General features: G+C 65.7%; 16 protein-coding genes. 10 read left to right on the top strand and 6 right to left on the bottom strand.

Going from position 1 to position 26,579, the window contains the following annotated elements; translation table 11 throughout:
- Nucleotides 1-69: 69 nt before the first annotated feature.
- Nucleotides 70-1,206, top strand: coding sequence for a serine hydrolase domain-containing protein (locus CcI49_RS38170; RefSeq protein ID WP_076834552.1), 1,137 nt, complete (start codon nt 70-72; stop codon nt 1,204-1,206).
- Nucleotides 1,203-2,489 (top strand): ABC transporter substrate-binding protein, encoded by a 1,287-nt coding sequence (locus CcI49_RS38165; RefSeq protein ID WP_083749968.1) that lies wholly within the window; start codon nt 1,203-1,205, stop codon nt 2,487-2,489. The genes CcI49_RS38170 and CcI49_RS38165 overlap by 4 nt, the downstream gene beginning before the upstream one ends.
- Nucleotides 2,490-2,507: 18 nt before the next feature.
- Here the strand turns inward: CcI49_RS38165 and CcI49_RS38160 are convergent, their stop codons facing one another.
- Genes CcI49_RS38160 through CcI49_RS38140 form a run of 5 tightly spaced genes read right to left on the bottom strand, consistent with a single transcriptional unit; the run spans nt 2,508 to nt 7,441 of the window.
- Complete coding sequence (locus tag CcI49_RS38160) at nt 2,508-3,776, bottom strand: lysylphosphatidylglycerol synthase transmembrane domain-containing protein (RefSeq protein WP_083749967.1); 1,269 nt, start codon at nt 3,774-3,776, stop codon at nt 2,508-2,510.
- Nucleotides 3,777-3,825: 49 nt separating this feature from the next.
- A complete protein-coding gene (locus CcI49_RS38155; RefSeq protein WP_076834548.1) occupies nt 3,826-4,854 on the bottom strand; it encodes an alcohol dehydrogenase catalytic domain-containing protein in 1,029 nt (342 codons plus the stop codon).
- The gene (locus tag CcI49_RS38150) at nt 4,851-5,714 is read right to left on the bottom strand and encodes a fumarylacetoacetate hydrolase family protein (RefSeq protein WP_054571310.1); all 864 of its coding nucleotides are present in this window, start codon (nt 5,712-5,714) and stop codon (nt 4,851-4,853) included. Before CcI49_RS38150 ends, CcI49_RS38155 begins: the two co-directional genes overlap by 4 nt.
- A 51-nt stretch (nt 5,715-5,765) precedes the next feature.
- Nucleotides 5,766-6,677, bottom strand: coding sequence for an SMP-30/gluconolactonase/LRE family protein (locus CcI49_RS38145; protein WP_054571311.1), 912 nt, complete (start codon nt 6,675-6,677; stop codon nt 5,766-5,768).
- Entirely contained in the window at nt 6,674-7,441 is a 768-nt protein-coding gene (locus tag CcI49_RS38140) for an IclR family transcriptional regulator (protein ID WP_054571312.1), read from the bottom strand. Before CcI49_RS38140 ends, CcI49_RS38145 begins: the two co-directional genes overlap by 4 nt.
- Nucleotides 7,442-7,567: 126 nt before the next feature.
- On the opposite strand from CcI49_RS38140, the gene CcI49_RS38135 reads away from it, so the two are divergent.
- From CcI49_RS38135 to CcI49_RS38120, 4 genes are all read left to right on the top strand, one after another.
- Entirely contained in the window at nt 7,568-9,298 is a 1,731-nt protein-coding gene (locus CcI49_RS38135) for an IlvD/Edd family dehydratase (RefSeq protein ID WP_076834546.1), read from the top strand.
- Nucleotides 9,285-12,080, top strand: coding sequence for an FAD-binding and (Fe-S)-binding domain-containing protein (locus CcI49_RS38130; RefSeq protein ID WP_076834544.1), 2,796 nt, complete (start codon nt 9,285-9,287; stop codon nt 12,078-12,080). Before CcI49_RS38135 ends, CcI49_RS38130 begins: the two co-directional genes overlap by 14 nt.
- Nucleotides 12,077-12,772, top strand: a complete 696-nt coding sequence (locus CcI49_RS38125) for an SDR family NAD(P)-dependent oxidoreductase (RefSeq protein WP_076834542.1) — start codon at nt 12,077-12,079, stop codon at nt 12,770-12,772. The genes CcI49_RS38130 and CcI49_RS38125 overlap by 4 nt, the downstream gene beginning before the upstream one ends.
- 477 nt (nt 12,773-13,249) lie before the next feature.
- The gene (locus CcI49_RS38120; protein WP_076834540.1) at nt 13,250-18,148 is read left to right on the top strand and encodes a diguanylate cyclase; all 4,899 of its coding nucleotides are present in this window, start codon (nt 13,250-13,252) and stop codon (nt 18,146-18,148) included.
- A 91-nt stretch (nt 18,149-18,239) separates the two neighbouring features.
- Here the strand turns inward: CcI49_RS38120 and CcI49_RS38115 are convergent, their stop codons facing one another.
- Nucleotides 18,240-19,424, bottom strand: coding sequence for a serine hydrolase domain-containing protein (locus CcI49_RS38115; RefSeq protein WP_076834538.1), 1,185 nt, complete (start codon nt 19,422-19,424; stop codon nt 18,240-18,242).
- A gap of 266 nt (nt 19,425-19,690) precedes the next feature.
- Between CcI49_RS38115 and CcI49_RS38110 the strand changes: the two genes are divergently transcribed.
- The 4 genes from CcI49_RS38110 to CcI49_RS38095 all read left to right on the top strand — a co-directional run bounded on the left by CcI49_RS38110 (nt 19,691) and on the right by CcI49_RS38095 (nt 26,492).
- Nucleotides 19,691-20,278, top strand: coding sequence for a TetR/AcrR family transcriptional regulator (locus CcI49_RS38110; protein ID WP_158230887.1), 588 nt, complete (start codon nt 19,691-19,693; stop codon nt 20,276-20,278).
- Nucleotides 20,279-20,820: 542 nt separating this feature from the next.
- Complete coding sequence (locus CcI49_RS38105; RefSeq protein ID WP_076834563.1) at nt 20,821-23,247, top strand: glycoside hydrolase family 2; 2,427 nt, start codon at nt 20,821-20,823, stop codon at nt 23,245-23,247.
- Nucleotides 23,248-23,454: 207 nt separating this feature from the next.
- Nucleotides 23,455-24,609 (top strand): acyl-CoA dehydrogenase family protein, encoded by a 1,155-nt coding sequence (locus CcI49_RS38100; RefSeq protein WP_076834534.1) that lies wholly within the window; start codon nt 23,455-23,457, stop codon nt 24,607-24,609.
- 362 nt (nt 24,610-24,971) lie between these two features.
- On the top strand, nt 24,972-26,492 hold the full coding sequence (locus CcI49_RS38095; protein ID WP_076834532.1) for a long-chain fatty acid--CoA ligase: 1,521 nt from the start codon (nt 24,972-24,974) through the stop codon (nt 26,490-26,492).
- The last annotated feature ends 87 nt before the right edge of the window (nt 26,493-26,579 follow it).

Genomic DNA, 26,579 nt, shown 5'->3' with positions numbered 1-26,579 from the left:
CACAGGCCCCGAGCGGGGCGCTCCTCCGGGTAACCCCGCCAACCCTCCACCGCGAAGGACAACGTGACGATGAGCTTCGAAGAGCTCGACCAACTGATCGCAGGGCTTGTGTCAGACGGCCAGCTTGCGGATGGGCAGTACGCGTTCGGCCGTGATGGTCTCATCGTCACCGCCCAGGCGTTCGGCGAGGCCACGCTCGACAGCCGCTTCTGCATCTTCTCCTCGACCAAGCCCATCTTTGCCTCGTTGGTGTGGCGTCTGCTTGACAACGGCAAGTTGGACCTCCGGACAAAGATCGCAGAAATCTGGCCGGAGTTCGGTGCTCACGGGAAGGACCGGATCACGATCGAGGACCTACTCGTCTTCACCGCAGGGATCCCAAGCCCCATGATTCCGCGTGACGCCGTGGGCACACGCGAGGGCCGTGCTCGGCACATGGAGCAGTGGGRGGTTGAGTGGGAGCCGGGCACCCGGTACGAGTACCACCCTTTCTCGGCAGGCTGGGTCCTCGGCGAAGTCGTGGCCCGGGTGACCGGGCTGGATCACGGCACGGCGCTCCGAGAGCTCGTTCTCGATCCGCTAGGAATCGCTCGCCTCGAACTCGGTGTCTCCGGTGATCGGATCGGYGAAATCCGGCCCGTCCGGTATATCCGGTCAGCCCCGTTCGACATCCTCGAGGCCCTGACGGGCGAGCCATCTACCGCGGGGTCCGAGGAAAAGGTGCTGTTCGACATCCGCTCCTTCGCGAACGACCCTGTCGTGATCGGGGCGGGAGCGCCCGGAGGAGGTGCGATCTCGGATGCAGCATCCGTGGCGCTCTTCTATCAGGCGCTGCTGCACAACCCCGAACGGCTGTGGAGCCGGGAGATTCTCGCCGACGCCACTGCCAACATCCGGAACCGGATGCCGGATCCACTTCGTCTCGGAGCGCCGGCGAACCGCACGATAGGACTTCTCGTCGCGACCGACGAGAATCCCAGGCTGAGTATTCCGGAGCACCACATCGACTTGGAGATGCATCCGTTCGGTCCCGCGGTGTCGCCGTCGACCTTCGGGCATGGCGGTGGAGGTGGGCAGATCGCGTTCGCGGATCCGGAGACCGGGTTTTCCTTCTGTTTCCTATCCAATGTTATCGATCGTGATGCATTTGCGGCATTTAACAACCAGCAGGACATCGTTGCGGCGGCTGTCTCCGCGATGACATGACGAGGTTKGGGGAAATGGTACTTCAGCGAAGGAGAGGCGGTTGCCAGGAACGCGTGAGCTCGGCTCGACGCGGGAAATGGCTGCCGATTTTCGGGGTAGGTTTACTCTTGATCGGAGCAGTTGGCTGCGCCGTCGATGGCCCCCCAGGGCATGAGGCTATCAGTGTATGCGACGCGCCGGGTGTGACGCCAGATGAAATCCGAATCGGTCTTATGTATTCCGATACCGGCACGTCCTCCACGGCTTTCGGTATGGCCCGGGCCGGCGTCGACGCACGTATAGGCCTGGCCAACGAGGAGGGGGGTGTACACGGGCGCAAGGTGGTATACGTTTGGCGGGACGATCAGATGTCTCTTGATGTCAGCAAGCGCGCCGTCGCGGACCTCGTTGAGAACGTCGGCGTCTCGGGTCTGGTGACGAGCAGCTTCCTCGCGGGTGCATCGGCATCGTACCTGACGGACCGGAAGGTCCCGGTGACCGGCCTGTACGTGGACTCGAAAATATCGGTGAGTGGCAGAAAGTTCACCGCGGTTGATCTGGTGACAACGATAGCTGACGCCTGGAGCCAGTATATTCAGAAAGGCCATAGCAAAAGAGTCCTGGTGGTCGTTTCCGACGGTCTGTCGCCCGCGAGCTCATTTGGGGACTATCTTCGCCAGGCGCTGGGTGGGGCTGGTATCGCCACCATCGGAACCGAGGTCTATGCATCTGCGGTGGGAAGCCCTGACCAGGTTGCACAGWGAGCTGTCACGCTGAATGCGGACGCCGTGATATTTCTCTCGGATCCAGAAGTTTCTGTTGATGTCATGCGGTCTTTGCATCGGATGGGCGCTCCTGTCAGGGTTGCGCTGTCCTTCTGGGGGTACGACGGGAATCTGGTCCAGACAGATCAGGCTGCCATGGCCGGATTGTCGGTGATGTTGTACCATGCCCCGCTCGAGGCTGGAGGGCCAGCAGTCGATAGGTACAAGAATGCGATGGCCCGATATGCTCCATACGCCGGACGGGTGGAGCAGGAGATCGCGGTCCGTGCCTACATAGAGACGGACAGGCTCATCACCGCACTCGCGGCCGCGGGCCAATGCCCGACTAGCCAGAAAGTGAATAGTGCGCTGGACGAAATTGTTAACTACGCGGCAGGTGGCCTGCTCAGACCCGTCACGGTCGACCCGGCGACGGGCGCCTTTCAGCAATGTTATGCATTCGTCCGCGTCAATGACAGGGCGGCGTATTTCGATATTGTGGACAATCAGATCTGCGGACGTGCTGCCGCAGTGAGGTGATCTCGCCCCTCCGGGGTTCTACGGGGCCGGAGGAAGCGGAGATATGGAAGCTGGCTCTGGTGGCTTCACGGTTGCCAGACTGGCACTGGTCATTGTTGCCACCGCTGTCGTAGATTCGCTCGGTTGCGACCCGTGCGTGATGCGTCCGTTCATCCAGAGCCCCAGCGGAAGCCCGACCGCGGCGATATGCCAGTACGAGAAGGCCCGGTAGATCAGTGTGGTCGCGCTGGCCTCGGTCACCGACGCTCCGGCAGAGGAGAGCAGCAGTGCGAGCGTCGGCTCGACGATGCCGAGGCCACCCGGCAGCGGTGAGACGTACCGGCCCACCTGGACCGCGAGATAGGCGAGCCCCAGGGTCTGTGGGTCCGTGTCCGCGCCCGTCGCTCGGGCCGCCGCGGCGAGGGCGAAGGCGTCCGTTGCCCAGTTCAGCCCTGCCAGCCCCACGGCGACGAACCAGTCGCGCTCCCGCAGTGAGTGCGTCGCCACCACGATCGCCCGGCCGACCTCGCGTGCACGCCTCATCCAGAACCGACCCCAACGCCATCGGCACGCGACGAGCGCCGGTGTACGCAGGCGATGCGTCGGATTGGCGGCCTGCCGTCGGCGGCGGAACGCCCTCTCCGGCAGGGATCTGACGGCGATCGGCAGGCAGCAGATGAGCGCCATGACCACAAGTACCGCCGCGACCTGTGGTGCTCCTGGCGGCCAAGCGGCGCCGAACAGCACCGCGCCGACGGCGTACATCCCGCACAGACCCAGAAGCGATGCGATGCCTGACAGCGTGAGTGCTCCCAGAGCTGTGTCGACGGTGATGCCGGCAGCCCGCAGATTGCTCAGGGTGTAGGCTGTCCCGGCCGCGGACCCGCCCGGGACGATCATGGTGATGGCTGTCTGTGCGTAGGTGACCATGAGTGCGCGTCGGGCACTGAGCTGTGCGCCCAGCGCGCGTAGCAGCACCAGTTGCTGGCCGGCGAACGCGAGGACGGACAGGACGGACAGGCCGCCTGCGGCGAGTACCCAGCGGCCGTCGGCTGTGGCCAGCACGGACGGGCTTTTCGGCAGGTAGCGGGCTTGCCGCGACAACATCACGACAGCGGCGATGACGACGAGGGCGGTGCCGGCCAGCCGCAGCCGCCGGGTCCATGCCGTGGCCCCGGCGCCCGCAGCCCGATTCGCCGGAACAGCGGCCTTATCCCGCGGAACACGGGACGTCTGGGTGGACTGGCTGCTGTTCGGCGGCGAGCTTCCGGTCACGTCCGCGTCTCGCTGCGGTCCGACCAGTCCCATCGCACGGTCTCGCCCGCGCCCGCGATGAATGCGTCGACGTCGTCGCCGGTCACAGGCGCGGGTCAACGTGGAGCTTCGGGCCGGGGCCGGCGTGAAGCGGGCGATCACCGGCGAGCACGGAGCCTACCTCTTCCAGTCGCACGGTCGCGGCAACAAGCGGGCRTGGGTCGATCTCGCCGGAAGCGAACGCCTTAATCGTCGCGTCGAGTCCAGGCGATGCGGAGAGAATGCCGACGGCCTTGACGTCCTTCAGCGCTAGCGCTCGGCTATCGATCAGGCTGGGTCTGGGCGCCAGGCCGACGTACACGAGCCGTCCCCCGGGCTCGACCAGATCGAGGGCGAGTCCTGGCAGGTGCGGGGCGTTGGAGCACTCGACGATCGCATCGAATGGCAGGCCGGGTAGTTGCTCCTCGGTCCAGCAGTTCTCGAAACCGATGGTGCGCGCGAAGTCCAGGGAGGGCTCCGACTGGCCCATGAGGTGGACTTCGGCGCCCTGAACGCGCAGGAACATGCCGACCAGCAGGCCGATGGTGCCCGGGCCGAGGACGAGCACGCGGTCGCCGGGCCCGACCTCGGTGGCACGCGCTGACCGCAGGGAGTTGCCACCGGGCTCCACCAGAGCGCCGAGCGCCGGGTCCACGCTGGCGGGTAGCTCGTGGAGTGAGGACACCGGCACCGAGATCTGCTCGGCCAACGCGCCTGGGCGGCCGTCGCGGACACCGACCTCCCCGCGAAATTCGCAGACGTGCTGGTTACCCCTGCGGCAGCGACGGCAGTTGCCACATCCGATCATGGTGTCGCCCATGACGCGCCTGCCCACCCACGCCGCGTCGAAGTCGTCCCCGACGGCGGTGACCAGACCGCACCATTCGTGCCCCAGCCTCAGGGGGTACGACGAGTGCCCCTGCTCGATGTAGGCCATCTTGCCGGAGTAGAGCTCGATGTCGGTGCCGCAGACGCCCACGCGCTCGACGTCGACCACCGCTTCACCCGGTGCCGCCGATGGCGCGGGGACTCGCTCCACGGCGAACTTCCGAGGGCCTGTGAGCACGAAGGCCCTCATGGTGGCACCGGTCATCGGGGCCCGAGGACATTCTGCCGAGCGGCGCCGAGTCGCTCGATGCCCAGCTCGATGACATCGCCCGATTGCAGCCACACCTGCGGGTTCATGCCCATCCCGACACCGGGTGGGGTGCCTGTGTTGATGAGGTCGCCAGGTTCGAGGACGAGGTACTGGCTGAGGTGGTGGACGATAAAGGAGGGGTTGAAGATCATCGTGCTGGTGGTGCCTGTCTGGCGGCGCTCGCCGTTGACGTCGAGCCACATGTCCAGTTTCGTAGGATCGGGGATCTCGTCAGTGGTGGCCAACCAGGGCCCGGCGGGGTTGAAGGTCTCGGCGGACTTGCCCTTGATCCACTGGCCGCCGCCACCGTTCATCTGGAACTCGCGTTCGCTGACATCATTGACCAGCACATAGCCGGCGATTGCGTCCTCGGCGAGGTCCACTGATTCGAGATAGCTCGTGCGCCTGCCGATGACGATGCCGAGTTCGACCTCCCAGTCCGGTTTCGTGGCGCCACGCGGGATGCGGACGTCGTCGTTCGGGCCGATCAGCGTATTGGGTGACTTGGTGAACAGGATCGGCTGCTCGGGGACCGCCTGGCCGGTCTCGGCGGCATGGTCGGAGTAGTTGAGCCCGATGCAGAGGATCTGGTGGGGCCGAGCTATCGGCGCCCCAATTCGCTCACCCGCGAATGTCGCGACGTGACCGGCTGCGGCGCGCTCGGCGACGACGGGGCGGATCCGGTCGATGCCGCCGGAGCCGAAGAACCTCTCGTCGAAGTCGGCCACGACGTCGGAGAGATTGACGTATGTCGTGTCGTCGAGGCGTGCGACCGGCTTCTCGGCGCCGGGCGCGCCGATGCGCATCAGGTACATGGGGTGTCGCTCCAGGGTCGGGCGGCGTTGGCTGGGTGTGGGCTGCGGGCCTCAGGTGCCGCCGAATGCGGAGGTCGGTCGCCACGGCGCGACCGGGATGCCCGGCACGGGGGCCCGTACGGTGAACAGGCGGCCGGAGAGCGGGAACTGCTCATGCTGGTCGGCCGTGAGCTCACTCGTGGCGGTGGAGATGACGAGGAGATCGAGGTCGCGGCCGGCGAAGGCGATGCTGGAGGTGTGCGGAGCCGGTACGGCGATGCGATCCACGAGCGCCCCGTCGGGGCTATAGCGACGTACTTCGCCCTCGCCCCACATGGCCACCCAAAGATGGTCCTGGACGTCCATGGCGATGCCGTCGGGATATCCCCTGTCCATCCGCACATGGAGTCGGCGTTCACCGACCGCGCCTGTCGCGGTGTCGTAATCACGCAGGTAGATGACCTGCCTCAGGGTGTCGACGTTGAACATCCGGGTGCCGTCGGCCGACCACGCCAGCCCGTTGGACAACATCAGGTCGTCATCCAGAGTCGCCAGCGAGCCGTCCTCCTCGAGGCGGACCAGGGACTCGTTTCGGGAGCCCTTGCTGAGCGTCAGAGTGCCGACCAGGAAGCGGCCCTCCGGGTCGGTGCTGCCGTCATTGCAGCGCCGGTCGACGCCCGCTGGCACCACCCGAGGTCCGTCGACCCGGGTGCCGTCCGGCCCGAACAGCACAAGTCGTTCCTGCGCAGCCACCAGTAGTGAGCCGTCCGCCGCGTACGTCACCGCACCCACCATCTCGCCGAGGGAGCGGCGACAGGTCACGGCGATCTTGGACCCGTGCCCGCCGCCGTCGACGACCTCGCCCTCGAGGATGTCGCCCTTGAGGATGTCGACCCAGAGCAATCGACCACGGGTGGCGTCCCAGACCGGTCCCTCCGCGAGGTGGAACGATTCCTTGGTCGCCACCTGCGCGATAGCGGTCAACTCTTGGCCCCCGGGGCAGCGAGTACATCCCGGATCTCGCCGACCCGGCTGACCAGGGTGGCAAGCGGCGTGCGGTAGGCCAGTGCGCTGACRCTGACCCCCCCGGGGGGCTTCGTCTCGGACAGCTCGACGACCGGAAGGGCAATGCAGGTCACGCCCATCTCGTTCTCCTCGTCGTCGACGGCATAGCCGCGCTCTCGGGTGAGATCCAGCTCGCGGTGCAGTGCCTCGGCGGTACAGAGAGTGTTGGAGGTCTTGCGGGGCAGAGGCGCCCCGCCGATCCAGCTCCTGATCGCCGTGAGGGAGGTCAGTTCGTAGGCCAGCAGAAGCTTGCCGACGCCGGTGGCGTGCGCTGGGTTACGTCCACCGATGGTCGAGGTGAGACGGATGGCTCCGGTAGGCGGATCAACCTTGGCCCGGTAGACGACCTCGCGGCCGTCGAGCACGGCGTAGTGCACCGTCTCACCGAACCGCTCCGCCAGCGTGTCCAGCACCGGCCGGATACGGACATGATCCGGCCGCGCCTCGTGATACGTGAACGCCATGCGAAGCAGCTCGTCGCCCAGGAGGTAGCGGCCGCGGCTGTCCTGGCTCGCCAGGCCTGCTCGCCGAAGCGACGCCAGAGCCCGGTGCACCGTCGGTTTGGCGCTTTCGATCGCGCGCGTCACCTCGTCCAGGGTCACACCGTCGGGATGCCTGGCGAGCTCCTTCAGCACGGCCAGCACYCGATCGGCCCCGACCAACCGCTCGTCGTCCACCGTCACGTTCCGAACTTTAGACTACCTTTCCAGTGAATGGAACAGGGCGGTAGGCTGCCGGCATTGGCCTCCTGCTCGTCGGGTCCGTGTTTCGCAGATTGAATTCCAATAGTTGGAACGAAGGTGGGCTCTGTGGATGAACGGCGACCAGGTCGCCTGCGCAGCTCGCAGTGGTACGGCGGGGATGACCGCAACGCCTACATCCACCGGGCGTGGATGCGCCGGGGGCTGCCGCCCAGCGCGTTCAGCGGGCGTCCTCAGATCGCCATCGCCACCACGGCGTCGGACCTCACGCCCTGCAACGCCCACCTGAACGAGGTGGCGGCATCGGTCAGGAACGGGGTCTACGAGGCCGGCGGTATCCCGCTGGACCTTCCAGTGGTGTCTCTGGGGGAGACCCAGGTCCGGCCGACCGCCATGCTCTGGCGCAACATGGCCGCGATGGCGACCGAGGAGATGCTTCGCGCTAACCCGATCGACGGCGTGGTGCTCCTCGGTGGCTGTGACAAAACGATCCCGGCGTTGCTCATGGCGGCGGCCTCGGTCGACCTGCCAGCCGTGGTGATCCCGGGCGGCCCGATGCTCACCGGGACCTTCCGCGGCACGCCCCTGGGCTGCGGCACCGACGTGTGGCGGCTGTCTGAGGAGGTCCGCGCCGGAACCCTGTCGGCAGCGGATTTCACCCGCTCGGAGTCGTCCATGATCCGCAGCCGGGGGCACTGCAACACGATGGGGACCGCGTCAACGATGGCACTGGTGGCGGAGGCGCTGGGCACGGTGATCCCGGGCCTGGCCGGCACACCTGCCCCGGACAGCCGCCTGCTGGAGGGTGCCCACGACACGGGTCGGCTGGTGGTCGAGATGATCGGAGCGGACCGTCGCCCGCGCTCCGTCCTCACCAAGGGCTCGTTCCGCAACGCCATCGTCACCTTGGCGGCGATCGGCGGCTCGACAAACGCCGTGGTGCACCTGCTCGCGATCGCCGGTCGGCTCGGTGTCGAGCTCACCCTCGACGACTTCGACCGGATCGGATCCGGCGTCCCGGTGCTCGTCGACCTGCTGCCCGCGGGGCGCTACCTGATGGACGACCTCCACCGCGCCGGCGGGCTGCTGGCGGTCCTGCGCGAGGTCGAGGACCTGCTCGACCCGGAAGCTCTCACGGTCACGGGCCGACCGCTCGTCGATTACCTGGGGAAGGCATCGAGATGGGATTCCGAGGTCATCCGCTCCCGCGCGGAGCCGCTGATGGGTGACGGTGGGATCGCCGTGCTGCGCGGCAATCTCGCGCCGGCGGGCGCGGTCGTCAAACCCGCCGCCGCCTCGCCCCAGTTGCTGCGACACCGGGGCCGTGCCGTGGTTTTCGACAGCATCGAGGACTTCCATGCCCGGATCGATGACCCCGACCTCGACGTGCACGCCGACTCTGTCCTCGTGTTGCGTGGCTGCGGGCCGAAGGGCTACCCCGGGATGCCCGAGGTATCCAACATGCCGCTGCCCAAAAAGCTGCTCGAGCAGGGAGTCCGGGACATGGTCCGGATCTGCGACGGCCGGATGAGCGGCACGGCCTACGGCACCGTCGTCCTGCACGTCGCTCCGGAGGCCGCCGCCGGCGGTCCGCTCGCCCTGGTACGCACCGGTGACGTCATCGTCCTCGATGTGCCCGGCCGACGTGTTGACGTTGACGTCCCGGCCGAGGAACTCGCGCGGCGAACGCCGAGCCAGACCACCATCGCAGGGTTCGCCAACCCCGAGCGTGGCTGGGAACGGCTCTACGTCGACCACGTCCTCCAGGCCGACACCGGAGTCGACCTCGACTTCCTCGTCGGCTCGTCGGGATCGCGGGTAAGTCGTGAGTCCCACTGACACGGCTCTGCTCGCCGTTCTGAAGGCGGCTCGCGCCGGCGTTGTCCGGGCCCGAGCGGCGGACCGGCTTTCACACGCGCACGACGCGTCGCACTACCTGCTCGAGCCCAAGGCCGTCGTCGTCGCCCGCGATACTGGGGACGTCGCCAGGCTGCTTCAGGTAAGTGCCCAGCAGGGAGTGCCTCTCACCTTCCGCTCAGGCGGCACGAGCCTGTCGGGTCAGGCCGGCACCGACGGACTGCTCGTCGACGCCCGCCAGCACTTCCAAGGCGTCGAGATCCTCGGTGACGGGCTCCGGGTACGGGTGCAACCCGGCGCGACGGTGCGTGCGGTCAACGCTCGGCTGGCCCGCTATGGACGCAAGCTGGGTCCGGACCCGGCGAGCGAGTCCGCGTGCACAATCGGCGGCGTCGTGGCGAACAACTCCAGCGGGATGGCCTGCGGCACCGAGCAGAACACATATCGCACGCTGGAGTCGGCGGTCCTCGTCCTGCCCAGTGGAAACGTCCTCGACACCGCCGAGCCGGACGCGGGCGAGCAACTGCGCGCCCTCGAGCCGGACATCCACGCGGGCCTGTTGGCGCTGCGGGACCGGGTCCGCAGCAACGCCGATTCGGTCGCCACGATCCGACGGCTGTTCTCGATCAAGAACACCATGGGGTACGGCGTCAACGCCTTCCTCGACCACGATGATCCTGTCCAGCTTCTACTCCGGCTGGTGGTGGGCAGCGAGGGCACACTTGCGTTCGTCGCCACCGCTACCTTCCATACCGTCCCCGTCCAGGCGCATGCCGCCACGGGACTTCTGCTCTTCTCCGACCTGTCTGAGGCCACCGCGGCGCTGCCCGAGCTGGTAGCTGCCGAGTTCGCGACCATCGAACTGCTGGACGCAACAAGCCTTCGTGTCGCGCAGCGAGACCCGCAGGCCGGCCAAGGGCTCAGAGGCCTTGCGGTTCGCGACCACGCCGCGTTGCTGGTTGAGCATCAGCAGCCGACGGCAGACGCACTGGCCGACCGGATCGCCATGGCAGGCAGGCTCTTCGGCACGCTCGGGCTCCAGTCCCCCGGGGAGCTGAGTCGGGATCCGGCCGGCCGGTCCGCGCTGTGGCACATCCGCAAAGGCCTTTACGCCACGGTCGCGGGTGCTCGGCCTTCCGGCACGACCGCGCTGCTGGAGGACATCGCCGTCCCGGTCGGAAACCTGGAGCCCACCTGCCGCGAGCTCACCATACTGTTCACCAGGCACGGTTACGCCGACAGCGTGATCTTCGGGCATGCCAAGGACGGCAACATCCACTTCATGCTCAACGAGCGCTTCGACGACCCGGCTCTCCTCGGCCGCTACCTCGCCTTCACTGACGACATGGTCGACCTCGTGCTCGGCCTCGACGGAACTCTCAAGGCAGAGCACGGCACGGGGCGGATGATGGCGCCCTTCGTCCGCAGGCAGTACGGCGACGAGCTCTACGACGTCATGCGGCAGATCAAGAGGCTGCTCGACCCCAGTGGTCTGCTGAACCCGGGGGTTCTCCTCGCCGAGGACGCCACCGTGCACGTGCGTCACCTCAAGTCGACCCCGACAGTGGAGGCCGAGGTCGATCGGTGTGTGGAGTGTGGCTACTGCGAACCGGTCTGCCCCAGCAGGGACCTCACCACCACGCCTCGGCAACGCATCGTGCTGCGCCGCGAGATCGTACGCGCCCGACAGGCCGGCGACTCGGCGCTCGCCGACGAGCTCGCGGCCGACTTCGACTACGACGCGGTACAGACCTGCGCCGTGGATGGGATGTGCAGCACTGCCTGCCCGGTCCACATCAATACCGGCGACCTCACCCGGCGTCTGCGCGCCGAGGGGGTCGGGCGCGTCGCGGAGCGCGGCTGGCTCGCCGCGGCCAGGCACTGGGACGGCGCCAGCCGTGCCGCCGGAGCATCGCTCAGCGCAGCCAAAGCCATGCCCGCACCGATCCCCACGGCCGTCACCGCGGCGGCCCGGAAGGTGCTTGGCGACGACGCTGTACCGTCATGGTCCGCCGACCTCCCTCGCGGTGGCCCGCGACGGCGACCGTTCGAGGCCGAGGCGGTGGTGGCGGTCTACTTCCCGGCATGTGTCTCCACGATGTTCGGGCCGGCGGCCGAAGGCCGCGGGGTGCAGGCGGCCTTCCTGGGCCTGTGCGCACAAGCCGGTGTCCCGGTCCGCGTGCCCGAAGGCATCGCCTCCCTGTGTTGCGGCACGCCGTGGAAGTCAAAGGGACTCACGCGGGGTCACAAGGCGATGCGCGACCAGGTCATGCCCCTTCTGCAGCGGGCCACGAACGGTGGTGAACTGCCGGTCGTGGTGGACGCCGCCTCCTGTACGGAAGGCCTCCACACGCTGCTCGCAGACGACGCCTCGCTGCGGGTCCTCGACGCCGTCGAGTTCGTCGACGCGATGGTTCTGCCGCGACTCGATGTCCGCCGTGCGTTGTCCTCGCTGGTCGTGCACCCGACCTGCTCCTCCACACAGCTGGGCCTCAACCCGGCGCTGCTGCGCATCGCGGCGGTGGTGGCGGAGAAGGTCGTGGTGCCGGAGGACTGGAGCTGCTGCGCGTTCGCGGGCGACCGCGGGCTCCTGCACCCGGAGCTCACCGCCTCGGCGACCGCGGCGCAGGTGCGCACTGTCGCCATGGTGGACGCGGCAGCCTACGCATCGCTCAACCGAACCTGCGAACTCGGGATGAGCCGGGCAACCGGCCGCCCTTACAGACACGTTCTCGAAATCCTTGCGGAGGTAACGAGCTCATGACCGCACCGGACGTGACCGCCAGGACGGCCCTGGTCACGGGCGGACTGAGTGGCCTGGGTGCCGCCGCGGCCGAGCGGCTGCGCGCTGACGGCCTACGGGTGCTTACCCTCGACCTCACTGACGGGGCGGACTTCGTCGCCGACGTCAGCAACGAGGCCGCGGTCGACCACATCGTGCGGGAGGCGGGGCCGGTTGACGTTCTGGTCAACTCCGCCGGCATCGTGGGCCCGAACAGGCCACTGCTCGACACCGGAGCGGACGAATGGCGGCGCACTCTCGACATCAACGTGCTTGGCACCGTCAACTGCATGCGTGCCTTCGTCCCGGGAATGGTCGAGCGTGGTTGGGGGCGGGTGGTCAACGTCGCGAGCATGGCTGGTAAGGATGGCAACCCCAACCTCGCGGCGTACTCCGCCTCCAAGGCGGCTGTGATCGGCCTGACCAAGTCCGCTGGCAAGGAGCTCGCCACCACCGGCGTCCTGGTCAACGCCATCGCGCCCGCGGTGATAGCCACGCCCATGAACGCGACCACGGCACCAGAGGTGCTTGACCACATCGCTAGCCTGATTCCCATGAAGAGGATCGGACGCCCCGAAGAGGTTGCCGAGCTTGTCTCCTTCCTCGCCTCGGTTCGCGTCAGCTTCTCCACCGGCGCCGTCTACGACATCAGCGGCGGCCGCGCCACCTACTGAGGTGGATGACCTATTGATGCGTGGATTCCACATGGCCGCCTTCCGTGCGGTGAATTCGAGTCAGCCTGCCAGGCGCCAAGCCGGACCTTGTTGTCGCGGACGAAAGCCGTGAATCCGTTCGCCTGCCAGGGCCGAAAAACGGAAGATCTGCCGTCACGGGAATCATTAGGGATTTCCCACCGTCCACGGCATGAACCGACGTGACCAGCTGTCCGGCTAGATATTTGTCCGGTTGTACGTAAGATGGCATGGGACGCCGGCTTCGGCCCGGATGTGGTGGGCGGGCGGAGATTCGCCGCATGTCGGGTTCATCGCCGGCTACGGTCGGTCGTGGATCATTCCGCCCGGCCAGGTCGATGGCTAAAACCTTGGAAACATCTCTTATCGGACAGTGTTGTTGCCGTCAATCGGGCCAGATGCAGACTGGATGGATGGGTTGAACGTAGGCCGAGACGGGGCACGAGGTGCGGGGTGTAGATGGGATCAGAGAGGACGGAGCTGGGCCGACATCCGCCAGGCATAGTGCGGATGGACGTGCTACACGAGACGGAACGGACCCGAGTGACCCGGGTGATGTTGCCGGCTGGGAGTCTGATCCGGAAGGAGCCGCTGGGGCCTGGTGCGGAACGGCGGTTGGGTCATGAGATCGAGATCCTGAAGCGGCTGTCCGGTGTTGACGGGGTGGCACAGTTGGCGGCTGATGCGCCGCTCTGCCCTGGATCGATCCTCCTGACTGACGTCGGGGGAGTTGCTCTGCGAGAGCTCCCCGCTCCGTTACCCCCGGCCAGACTGGTCGAGTTGGCTGAGTCGCTTGCGCGCGCGGTGGCCGGGGTGCACCGCCTGGGTGTGGTGCACCAGAACATCAATCCGGCGAACATCGTGGTGTGTGGGGACGGGAGTGCCCCGTATCTGGTCGATTTCGCCCTTGCGGCCAGTATCGCCGAGCTTCGGCCGGCGTTTCTCCATCACAGAGAGATCGTGGGAACGGTGCCGTATCTGGCGCCGGAGCAGACCGGGCGGACCGCCCGCCTGGTCGACCAGCGGGCCGACCTGTATGCACTCGGGGCCACCTTGTACGAGCTGGCTACCGGCGCGCCGCCGTTCGGTTCGAGCGACCCGTCAAGGATCATCCAGGATCACCTGGTGCGGGTTCCAGTGCCACCCGCGGCGGTGAACCCGCTGCTGTCGGCGGAGTTCTCGGCGATCATCATGCATCTGTTGAAGAAAGAGCCGGACGATCGCTACCAGACTGCCGATGGGCTGGTGCATGATCTCGCTCGGCTCCGCCGCGGTGAGCGGGTACGCGATCCCGGCGCGCACGACTCTCCGCTGCGCCCCCTGACACCGTCCCGGCTGGCCGGGCGGGAGGACGAGATCCGGGCTTTGGATAAGGCGTTCGCGGAGGCGATGGCGGGCGGCTGCCGCGGTGTCCTTGTCAGCGGCGCGCCGGGAGTAGGTAAGACATCCCTGGTCAACGAGCTCCGGCCGATTGTGGCCGGACACAACGGCTGGTTTGTGGCCGGCAAGTTCGACCAGTTTCGCCGGGACGAGGAGTATGACGGTGTTCGCCAGGCGTTCCGGGCACTAGGCCGGTTGTTGCTGGCCGAGCCAGAAGAGTATCTGGCCAAGGTCAGAGGCCAGCTCCTGGAGGCGTTGGGACCCAACGCCGAACTGGTTGCCGCTGCCCTTCCGGAGCTGGCCGCGCTATTGAAGGTCGCTCCTGACCCGGGTGATCCGATGACGGCCCAGGTGCGGCTACAGCACGCTTCAGTCGCGGTACTGCGCACCGTCGCGTCCTTGCGGCGGCCGGTGGTGTTCTTCGTCGACGACCTGCAGTGGGCTGGGCGGACACCACTGGGTTTCATCGACCTGATCCTCGGCAGTGAGGAACAGGCAGAGGGGTTACTTCTGGTCGGTGCCTATCGGGACAACGAGGTAGATATCGCTCACCCGCTGACACCGATGCTCGACCGCTGGGGTCACCTGCCGGTACAACCTCGTCATCAGCGGTTGGGGAACCTGTCGCCCGCGGGGCAGAGGGCCATGGTCGCCGACGTCCTGCGGATTGCCCCTGAGTCGGCCGCGGAGTTGGCGCGGATGATTGAACCTATTACCGAGGGTAGTCCATACGACACGGTTGAACTGTTCAACGCGCTGCGTCACGAGGGCCTGCTCATTCCTGGAGCGAGCGGCTGGCAGTCGGATCGGGCCGCACTGCGTTGCCGGCTTGCCGTCCTAGACATCAGGAAGCTGCTGGCCTCCCGCGTGGCATCGTTGCCCGCGCAGACCCGCGAGGTGCTCATGGTTATGGCCTGCCTGGCCGGGCGGGTGGAGCTGGATCTCTTGGCGGTGGGGACCGGGCTTGCAGCCGAGGAGGTCGAGCGACGGCTCGCGCCCGCCTACGCCGCCGCCTTGCTGGTGCGGGAGTACGACGACCGGCCGGCCATCCGGTTTCATCACGATCGGACGCAGAAGTCACTCCTGGACACGATCACCGCGACCGAACAGCGTGCCATCCGGCTGTGCCTGGCCCGGCGTCTGGCCGAACGAGAGGAGTTCTTCGCTGTGGCGGCGGCGCAGTATCTGCTGGTCGCCGACGTGGTTCAGGCCACGGAGGAGCGGCAGCTCATGGCCAGGCTCTTCCGACGGGCCGCCGGCCAGGCTCGGGTGCTCAGTAACTACTCGCTGGAGGAACGGTTCCTGACCGCGGCGGTGCCGCTCATCGATCCGGCTGATACTGAGCAGCTGATCGCGGTCGGCACCGAGCGGCACGCCGCCCTTTACCGGCGTGGTCTGCTGGAAGACGCCGATGAGGCCTACGAAGCTGTCTGTCGGCTCTGTAGCCATCCAGCCCAACGCACCGCGGCCGTCGAGGCGCAGGTTGTCAGCCTGACCAACCGAGGCCTGGCTCGGGAGGCGATGCGGCTCGGCCTCGACCAGCTCGGGCACCTCGGTTTCGCCTTCCCGGAGCGGGATCATCTGGACGCGGACATCGACCGCGGGCTCGACGAGCTCCGTCGGTGGATCGATCGGACCAACGAGTCGGATGATCTTCGACGGGCGGGTTGTATCGACCACTCCCTACTCGCCGCCTGCAGGGTCATCGACCGGCTTCTGCCCGCGGCCTACTTCTGCGATCAGGCGATGCTGGGCTGGCTGACCGTGAAGGTATTGGAGATGTGGGCACAGCATGGCCCGCATCCCACCTTCCTCGGTCCGGCCGCCTGCGCTGCGTTTGTGACCATCGGCCGCCATGGCGACTATCACACCGGGTACCGCGTCGTGCAGCGCCTCCTCTCGGTGAGCAGGAAACTCGGCTATGACCTTGAGATCGGACGTGCCCAGTTCCTCTACGCGGCCGGTGCCGGACACTGGTTCGACTCCCTCGATGACAATATTTCCAGGGGCCGTCGTGCCTTGGAGGCGCTTGTCCACAGTGGGGATCTGCAGAATGCATCCTTCACACGTTACATGCTGACGTACAACCTGCTGGATTGCGCCCCGTCTCTCGACGCTCTTCTTACCGAGGCCGACGCGGCGCTCGCATCTGCGGTGAGCACGGGCAATGCGCATCTTGTGGAGACCGTCCAGCCGTGCCGCCATCTGATAAAGATTCTGCGTGGAGAGGCCGTCGAATCGGAAGCCGACGAGGCGTCTGCCCTGAACAGGCTGGCCATCAACCCGCTCGCACTCGCTCACCTGCACGTCACCTCGGCGCTCGCCGCAGCAATCTTCGATCATCCGACCAGGCTGGCGCGGCACACGGCGGCGTCGATGCGGTTGCTTCCGGTGGTCGAGCCGATGTATGTGACAACGACAGCACGCCTGCTTAGGACTATGTCGCTCGCGGCACAGGCACGGGCCACTGAAGGCGGTCAGCGTGAGGCCTTGCTGGCCGAGCTGGACGAGTTGGTCGCCTGGATGTCCGCGCGCGCGGCCGACGCGCCGGTCAACTTCCTCCACCTGCTGCGTCTGGTCGAGGCAGAACAGGCCTGGGCTGTCGATGATTTCCGCAAGGCGGCGTACACGTTCGACATCGCGCAGCGCGAGGCGTCGACGAGGGAACGCCCATGGCACCGAGCGCTGATCCTCGAACGCACCGCCCGGTTCTACTTCGCCCACGGCATGCTGGAGGCCGGAAGCGCTCCGCTCGCGGCTGCCCGCCGTCAGTATCTGGCCTGGGGCGCGACGGCGAAGGTCARCCAGCTCGACTGGGTCCATCCGGTGCAGGGCATCGAGTTCACCACCATGGATCCCGATGCGCGGCGGCTGGCGGAGCCCGCCGGGTGCAGGCCCGCCGCCACGACCCGAACCATCGACCTGTTCGGTATCGCGGCCGCGTCCCAGGCACTCGGTGCGGAGACCACCATTGACGGTCTACGGGCAAGGGTCGGAGGAATCCTGTCGGAAATGACCGGGGCCACCAGCGTCCACCTGTTGCTGCATGAGGAGGCGAAAGCCGGCTGGTCCGTGCCGGTAGGCGACGGCGGCACCGTCTCACTCGACGAGGCCGGCCGGCGGCATATGCTGCCGGCCTCGGTCATCTGGTACGTCGATCGGACCCGCCAGCCCCTGGTCATCGACGACGCGACCCACGACGACAGGTTTCGCCGCGACCCCTACCTCGCAGATCTTGACCGTTGCTCCCTACTGGCCCTGCCGATCACAATTCGCGGCACGCAGGGAGCGATGCTTCTCCTGGAGAACCGGATGATCCGAAGCGCGTTCACGATTGAACGCCTCGACGGAATCATGCTGGTTGCCGGGCAGTTGGCGGTCTCGCTGGACAACGCCCAGATCTACGCATCGCTGGAACGCAAGGTTGCCGAACGAACCCAACAGCTCTCCGTCGTGAACCGCCGGCTGCTACAGCTGTCGACTACCGATCCGCTGACTGGCCTGGCCAACCGCCGGCGCCTCAGCGAGGTCCTCGATGTGGAATGGAACCGCGCGGGACGCCATCTCACCCAAATCGCGCTGACAATGGTCGATATTGACCATTTCAAGCTTTACAATGACCACTTTGGGCACGGCATAGGCGACCGGTGCCTCAAAAAGGTCTCCGCCTGCCTCGCCAGGAATGTCTGTGAGAACCATCTAGTTGCTCGCTATGGTGGCGAGGAGTTCGCCATTGTGATGCCACACACCGGCCTGGGTGCGGCCGCCCGGCTCGCTCACCGGAGCCGTTTTGCAGTCGAGGAGCTGGCCGAACCACATCCGTTGGTCGACAGGGGAGTCGTCACCGTGAGTATCGGTGTCGCGGCGACGACTCCCACCCCCGACGGCGATCTCAATGCCTTCTTCGAGGCCGCCGACGCCGCGCTCTACAAGGCCAAGCGCCGCGGCCGCAATCGGGTAGCCGTGGCACGTCGATAGCCCGGCGGATCCGTCATATCGGATAGCCGGACCGTCGCGGCGACCGCGCACGGTTGCTTATCGCATGCTATAACGGAATAACTATCTTTTGTCATTTTCCGTTGTCCAGAGCAATACGTAGAGCATCGACGATCGGACCGAACGGGGGAGTGGCGCGCACGTGATTCGTGAGGTAAGCGAACGCGATGCCATAGTCAGGGTCGGCGAAGGCTGTCTGGCCGCCGGCGCCGTCATGGCCGAGTGAGTTGGGTCCGAGCCATGTCATCGAGCCGGAGCCGAGCTGCACACCGGCGCCCCAGCGTGGGTGGGACCCGGACACGCTGTCGTCGCCACTCAGCTCGCCGTCCGGAGTGACGAGTCGCTGCTCGCTGTCGTCCTCTGACAGGCCGTCCCAGCCGGGGCCCTCGCTCCGCACCGCGACGAGACGCTTCACATCCTCATCGCCTAGAAGTCGAACACCGTGGGTCGAGGCGACCGTCGCCGACCAGATCCGGGCCAGGCCAGATGCCGTACCAAGCCCGGCCGCACTGACGAGGCCAGCCTTCTGCACCCGGGGATCATTCACGCCGCCTGCGCCGACCAGGTCCGACGGTAGCGCGCCGCCGGCGGTGAACGCACGCAGCGCCGCCTTCGGCAGCACGGTCTTGATCAGGGCAGCCTGATTGCTCCATTCCGTCGACGTCGTAACGTGCGCGACCTGTTCAACGTCGTGGTTGTCGGCCCGAAGGGTGACGGCCGCGTCCAGAGGTGTGGCGATCTCCCGCGCGAAGACCTCCGGGAGATCTTCACCGGTGGCGCGACGCAGGATCTCGCTGATGAGGGGACCCCAGGTGAACGGGTGGTAAAGGTGCTTCGAGGCGCTGGGCCACAAGGGTGCTTGTGCTGCCAGTCGGGCCGCGAAGGCTCGGATGTCGATCAGGTCGTCGACCGTCATGTCATCGTCCGGGGCGATGAGGCCAGCTCGGTGGGCGAGGACGTCGCCGACCGTGATGCTCTCCTTGCCCTGAGCAGCGAATTCGGGCCACGCGCGGGAGACGGGCGCGTCGACGTCCAGGCGGTTGTTCGCCACCAGCCAGGCGGCCGTGAGAGCCGCGAGTCCTTTGGTCGTTGAGAACAGGACTGTCTTGGTGTCCTCCGCCCACGGGCGTTGCGTCCGGACGTCGGCCAAGCCGCCGTAGATGTTGACGACCTCCTGACCGTCGTGCCAGATCGACAGGGCGGCACCACCTGTTACGGGGTCGAAGGTCGCGCTGAAGGCCTCGACGACGGGCTCCATCGTTTCAGGGAACGTTCCCTGGACATTTCTCAACGACTCTCCTCGGAGACGGAGGTGGTCGGACTCGCATCGATGCGCGAGTCTGGGCGGCGCGCCCAGCCGGTTGATCCGGCCATCCGGACGCGTCGACGCTACGGTTAAATCTATCCATGTGGAAGGGTTTGAATGATGGTGACTGTACCCTCCTGAGTACTCTCATGAGGAACAGAGGTGTCCATCGAGCGTCGAGCCCAGTTCGGATGGCAAGGGGGCGGATCATGGCAGGCGTGGTTCGCGGCGAGTACGCAGGCACCGCCCAGCGCCGGCGGGACATCATCGCCGCCGCAGTCCAGGTCTTCTCCGAGAACGGGTTTCGGGACGGCTCGCTGCGTGATGTTGCCGAGCGTGCGGGCATGACCCACGCCGGCATCCGCCACCACTTCCCGAGCAAGGTGAAGCTACTCGAAGCGGTTCTAGCCTGGCGCGATGAGGAGGCGCTCGCGCGCGGCGGCGAGGGTCGACCCGCAGGGCTCGACCTGCTGCGGGTCTGGATCGGGGCCATCCAACACAACACCGACACGCCCGTGCTGGTAGAGCTCGAGATGACACTCAGTGCCGAGGCGGTGGCACCCGATCACCCGGCGCACGACTACTTCCGTGAGCAGCGCATGGCCGCGATCGCGCTGCTCGAGCGGGCCTTCGTGCTCCTTCAGGAGCGTGGCGAGCTGGTGTGTGGGTTCAGCCCGGAGGGTGCTGCCCGGATGGTCGTGGCATGCACCATCGGACTGCAGTCGATGTGGCTGCTGGACCGCTCGATCAACCTGCATGAAGAGCTGCGGAGATCGGTTCAGACGCTGGTCACGGTCCAGCTCTGAGCTCGCGCCTCGGGCTGTTGCCCTGAGGGATGATCACTGTTTTCGCGGCCCCGGATGGCGGCTGCGGCGCTCRGCGTGATCTATCGGCCGGTTGAAGCCCTGAGGCGGGCTGCGTGTTCCTGCTGGGCCCTCGAGCCTGTAGGGGCCGGGGATCGTTCCCGGACCGTCTTGGTCGAGAGGTGTGCAGGTGACCCAGCGTGCCCGGTGTGTCCCGGAGTGCCTCTAGCGCACCCGTACGAATCCCTTCCATTTGGAAGATTTTTGCTGTAATCTTGATCACGTCATGCTGTGCGGTTCGCCAGCCTCGGAGTCGCGGAGGGTCGGCCTTGTTGCGATTAAGGTCCGCGGAAGGCTTCACCGCGGACGCAGACTTGGTGCTCACTGGATACAGGAGTCGTGGCCAGGCGAGTACGTCGCGGGTCGGGGCGGTGCCGCCCAGTGAGGTGATCGGGACACCTGGCTGTCGAGGACACCTGGGTTCCCCATCTTGAAGCAGGCGGAGCCGAGTTCACGGATGCAGGCGGCGAGTGCGGGGAGCCCTGGTGATTCGAAAATCCTTTAACGAAGGCTGGACTGTCGCGCCCAAGAAAACGTTCTATGCAGTGATGGCTGGTGGTGTGTCATCGCGACCCGTGCGTCTGCCGCACGACGGAATGCGAGATCTTGATCGAGATCCGGCCAGTCCGAGCGGAAGTCGGAGTGGCTACTTCCCGAGCGCACACCTTGCCTACGAGAAGACGTTCGACGTTCCCGCCGAATGGCGTGACAAGACTGTTGCCGTCGAGTTCGAAGGYGTCTATCGCGATGCCATGGTCTACGTCAACGGAGACTTTACCGCACAGCGACCCAATGGCTACAGCCCGTTTTCGCTGACGCTGGATCCCTTCTTGCGCTTCGGTCAGCGCAACGTCATCAGGGTCGAGCTCCGGGCGCATGACGATAGCCGGTGGTACACCGGCGCGGGAATATATCGCAACACGTGGCTCGGGGTTGCCGACCCCGTGCACATCCCCTTCGGCGGTGTCCAGGTCCGTACATCCGACATCGAGCGTGATCTCGCCGTCGCTGCCGTGCATGTCGAGGTCGCAAATCCACTGCGGCACGCGGTTACCGTCCGTGTCCACAGCGAGATTCGGGACGCGGCCGGGCGCTCGACCTCGCGGTCGTCGATTCCGCTGACTGTGCTGCCAGGCGAGCCAGCGATAGCGCGCCTGCGGCATTATGTCACTCATCCGCAGCTGTGGGACGTCGATGAGCCATCGCTCTACTCAGTACAGGCAGTGGTCACCGACGAGAGCGGCGCCCAGCTCGACGAGGCGGCGGCCACCTTCGGTTTCAGGACGGTGCAGGTCGATCCCGTGAACGGCCTGCGCCTCAACGGGCGCACAGTGAAGCTGCGCGGCGGCTGTGTACATCACGATCATGGCCCGCTCGGAGCCGCTGCCATCGACCGCGCGGAGTACCGTCGCGCTGAGATTCTCAAGGCCGCCGGCTTCAACGCGGTGCGTAGCGGTCACAACACCATCAGCCCGGCCTTCCTCGACGCGTGCGACCGCGTCGGCCTCCTCGTCATGGACGAGCTCGCCGATGTGTGGACCGAGAGCAAGACCTCCCACGATGCGGCGCTCACCTTTCCCGAATGGTGGGAACGAGACATTGAGGCGATGATCCGCAAGGACTTCAACCACCCTAGTGTGATCATGTATTCGATCGGCAACGAGATCCTCGAGGTCGGTCGTCCTCTCGGCTCGGCCTGGGGACGTCGTATCGCGGACAAGGTGCGCTCACTCGATGCCTCGCGCCTTGTCACGAACGCCGTCAATGGCCTACTTGCAGCTACGGACGTGCTCCTCGGAACCAGCCCGACAGACGAGCCTTTCGACATCAATGTCATCCTGTCAAAGGATGGAGTGAGCGCCTTTGGTGCATCGGAGCTGGTCACGCGTAGGACCGAGGAGACGCACTCTCAGGCCGATGTCTGCGGCATCAACTACTCCGAGGCGCGCTACTCCCTCGATGCGCAGCTTTTTCCTGAGCGCATCCTGGTTGGTTCCGAGACCTTCCCCGGAGCCCTCGACGTGCTCTGGGAGTTGGTTGAGAAGCACCCGCAGGTCATCGGTGACTTCGCCTGGACCGCGTGGGACCACCTTGGGGAAGCAGGAGTGGGCCGCCCCGTCTATGCCGACGACGCGGACCAGCCGACCGGGCTCGTATCGCCCTATCCGTGGCTGTTGTCCGGTGCTGGGACCATTGACATCACCGGACGGCGTCGGCCAATCTCCTATTGGCGGGAGACGGTCTGGGGTTTGCGGACGGAGCCGTACATCGCGGTGCACCGCCCGCAGTTCCACGGGCGCCAGGTGCGGCTCACCGCGTGGTCGTGGGACGACGCGCTCGAGAGCTGGAACTGGGCGGTCGCCCCCGGCTCGCCGATCATCGTCGACGTCTACAGCGATGCCGACGAGGTGGAGCTTCACCTGAACGAACGGCTGCTTGGCAAAGCGTCGGTCGGAGCAGTCAAGTCCTGTATCGCGCGATTCGAGACGGCATACGAGCCCGGCACGCTGACGGCAGTGGCGTATCGAGACGGGCTGGAAGTGGGCCGCGCTTCGTTGCGGAGCGGACAGGGCGACCTGAGGCTTGTCGCGTCCATCGACCGGGACCAGATCGCCGCCGATGGGACTGACCTGGCGTACGTCGAGATCGCGATCGCTGATGAGAGCGGGACCGTCGCGAACGAGGTGGAGGCCCTCGTCAGCCTCAGGGTTGACGGCGCTGCTGAGTTGGTGGGTTTCGCCAGCGCGCGACCGGACAACACCGAACCGTTCGGCTCCGATGCTCATACGACCTATGAAGGTCGCGTGCTCGCGATCCTGCGGCCGACCCGGCCAGGCCGGATCTTGCTCACAGCTGAGGCGGACGATCTTCCCGGTACATCGGTCTCGGTGACAGCCGTAGCCGAGGGATGAATCTGTGTGACCAAGATACATATATTTTAAAGAGTGACGTCGGAGCGACGATCCGTGGCACAGATGTCGCATCATGGCGGCCGGTGGGAAGCATGGTGTTGCCGATTATCGTTATGTCTGTGGCGCAGGTGCCTCCCTTTCGGGCTCACGCAGAATATTGGTGTGCGGGTCCGGCCTGACCGTCCTTGAATGAGGAGAACTTATCTAATGCGTCGTGCTGTGTTTACTCAAGATCATGATTCTTTTCGGCAGATCCTGCGCACTTTCATCGAGAACGAGGTCCAGCCACACTATTCTGCTTGGCTGGAAGCTGGTCAGGTGCCACGGGAACTCTACAAGCACCTGGCGGCCTTGGGGCTGTTCGGGATCGAGGTGCCAGAGGAGTATGGCGGTGCGGGGATCGAGTCGATCAAGTATCTGGCAGTCGAGTCCGAGGAGTTGGCCCGGGCTGGAGTGGCTTTCGGCGGCTCGGCAGTGCACGTTGCCCTCTGCCTGCCATACCTGCTGGCGCACGCGACAGAAAAGCAGAAGATGAGGTGGCTTCCGGACTTCATCTCCGGGGAAACCATGTTCGCGATAGCCATGACTGAACCCGGCGCCGGCTCGGACCTAAGTGGCATGCGGACCACGGCGACACTGTCGGAGGACGGCTCGCACTACATCCTCAACGGCTCCAAGACCTTCATCACCGGAGGTGTGCTCGCGGACCGGGTGATCGTGTGCGCACGCACTTCTCCCGTCGATAGGAACCCGCGCCACGGAATCACTCTTCTGGTCGTCGACACGGCCGCTCCCGGATATACCGTGGGGCGCAAGCTGGACAAGCTGGGACTGAAGGTCTCCGACACGGCTGAGCTTTACTTCGACTCGGTCGAGGTGCCCAGCGAGGATGTGCTGGGTGAGGTCGGAGAGGGTTTCAACTACCTGATCCGGCACCTGCCTCGGGAGCGGCTCACGATTGCGATCTCCTCTGCGGCGCAGGCAGCTGCCGCCCTACGCTTCGCGATCGAGTACACCCAGAACAGATCCGTGTTCGGCCGTCCGGTCGCGGACTATCAGAACACCAAGTTTGAGCTGGCGTCATGTAAGGCGGAAGTCGACGCCGCACAGGCCGTCTCCGACCGAGCGATCGAGGCTTATGACGCCGGCGAGCTGACCGCCGCTGAGGCTGCCTCAGCCAAGCTTTTCTGCACCGAGGTTGCTCACCGCGTCGTAGATCGCTGTCTGCAGCTTCATGGAGGCTACGGATACATGAACGAGTACCCGATCGCGCGACTGTACGCGGACAACCGCGTGAACCGCATATACGGGGGAACCTCGGAGGTCATGAAGATGCTCATAGCCAAGGATATGGGTCTATAGTGCAACATCTCCGGTCCCCCCAATCCAACCGGTCTGCTGCTCCAACTGCCCCTGTTGTGGGGAAATAGCTTAGCGCTGATGCTGCGGACCGATCGCGTCGCGGACGTCTACGTGTTTCCTGCTGGGCTCTTGGGTCGGTGAAAGCTACCGAAACTCCGCACCCGTGGTCGGTGACTGAACGTCGCGATCCTCGAACTGGCGAACCTCTACCCCTGTGAATGACTGCTGATCCGACCGGGCCGGCCGGTGTGATCCTGATTTGGAGTCTGGTCTGTGGTGGGCCGGAAAATCTCCTGAAGGTCGTTTCACTGTGGCTGCTCCTCGACGCCCCTCCTACCCGCGAACCCTCCTAAGGAGAACTCATGTCGTTCAATCTGGCCGGCATCCTCCGTGAATCAGCCAAAGCGCGTCCAGGAAGCCTTCTGTGTCAGATCAATGAGACGCCCTTCACTTACTCGCAGGTCGACGAGATTTCCGGGCGAATCGCAACGAGCCTGCTGGGACTGGGACTGGAGCCGGGTGACAAGGTTGCGGTTCAGCTGCCCAATCTTCCCCAGTTCGTCTTCACATACTTCGCGGTCCTCAAGGCCGGTCTGGTGCTGGTTCCCTTGAACCCGCTGCTGAAGGCCCCTGAGGTTGCATACCATCTGCGTGATTGCGACGCCAAGCTCCTGGTGACTTTCGAAATGTTTGCCGCAGAGGCGCGGCGTGGCGCGGTGGAAGCCGGCGGCGTTCCGACGTATGTCGTCAACCTTCCGGACAGCACCGCGCTCCCGGAAGGGGCGAAACACTACGACGAGCTCTACTTCGCCGAGGACGGTCGAGACCTCCACCCGACGAACGCCGACGACACCGCGGTTCTGATCTACACGAGCGGAACCACCGGGCAGCCCAAGGGCGCCGAACTCACCCACTTTCAGCTGTACATGAACTGCACCATAACCGGGGAGCTGCTCGGGCTGCACCGCGAGGACATCCATCTCGCGGTGCTGCCACTGTTCCACGTTTTTGGACTGTCCAGCGTGCTGAACTGCACAGTCCGGCACGGCGCGGCGCTGGTGCTTGTCCCCAGGTTCGAACCCGAAGCCGTGATCGATGCCATCGCGAAGAACCGGTGCACCGTGTTTTCGGGCGTGCCGACGATGTACGCCGGTCTGCTCAGCATCGACACCACGCAGCGAGATCTGTCATGCCTTCGGGTTGGGGTGGCTGGCGGCTCCTCGCTTCCCGGTCATGTGATCAGATCCTTCGAGAAGAAGTTCCAGAGTTGCGTCATCCTCGAGGGATATGGGCTTTCGGAGTCTGCTAGCGCGACGACGTTCAACATCAACGCCGAGCAGCGCAAGGTGCTCTCGGTCGGCAAGCCGATCTGGGGGGTCGAAGTTCGGGTGGTGGACGAGAAGGGCAATGAACTGCCGTCTGGACCTGAGCACATCGGCGAGATTGTGATTCGGGGTCACAACATCATGAAGGGATATTACAAGCGACCCGAAGCCACTGCTGAGGCCCTCCGCGACGGCTGGTTCCATACCGGCGATCTGGCCTACACTGACGGTGACGGCTACTTCTATATTGCCGACCGAAAGAAGGATCTTGTCATCCGGGGTGGCTACAACGTCTACCCGCGTGAGGTCGAAGAGGTCCTGTATGCACACGACGCTGTGGTTGAGGCAGCCGTGATCGGGAAGCCCGACGACCGGTTGGGTGAGGAGATCCTCGCGTTCGTTGCCTGCGCGGAGGGTGTATCGGTATCCGCCGATGAACTAATTGAATTCACCAAGGAGCGACTCGCGGCCTACAAGTATCCCCGCGAGATCCGCTTTGTGGCTGAATTGCCAAAGGGTTCTACCGGCAAGATTCTTAAGAGAGAGTTGACGCCCTGAGTCGGTCCGCTTCCGGCGAGTTCACCCATTCCGACAATATCAGGCGTGCTGGTCACGATCCTGCTCGACCGTGGCCGGACAGTCCAA

This window comes from Frankia sp. CcI49 (assembly GCF_001983215.1).
GTDB classification, from domain to species: domain Bacteria; phylum Actinomycetota; class Actinomycetes; order Frankiales; family Frankiaceae; genus Parafrankia; species Parafrankia irregularis.
The sequence above is the reverse complement of the archived record's forward strand: the minus strand, read 5'-3'. Positions and strand labels throughout refer to the sequence as shown.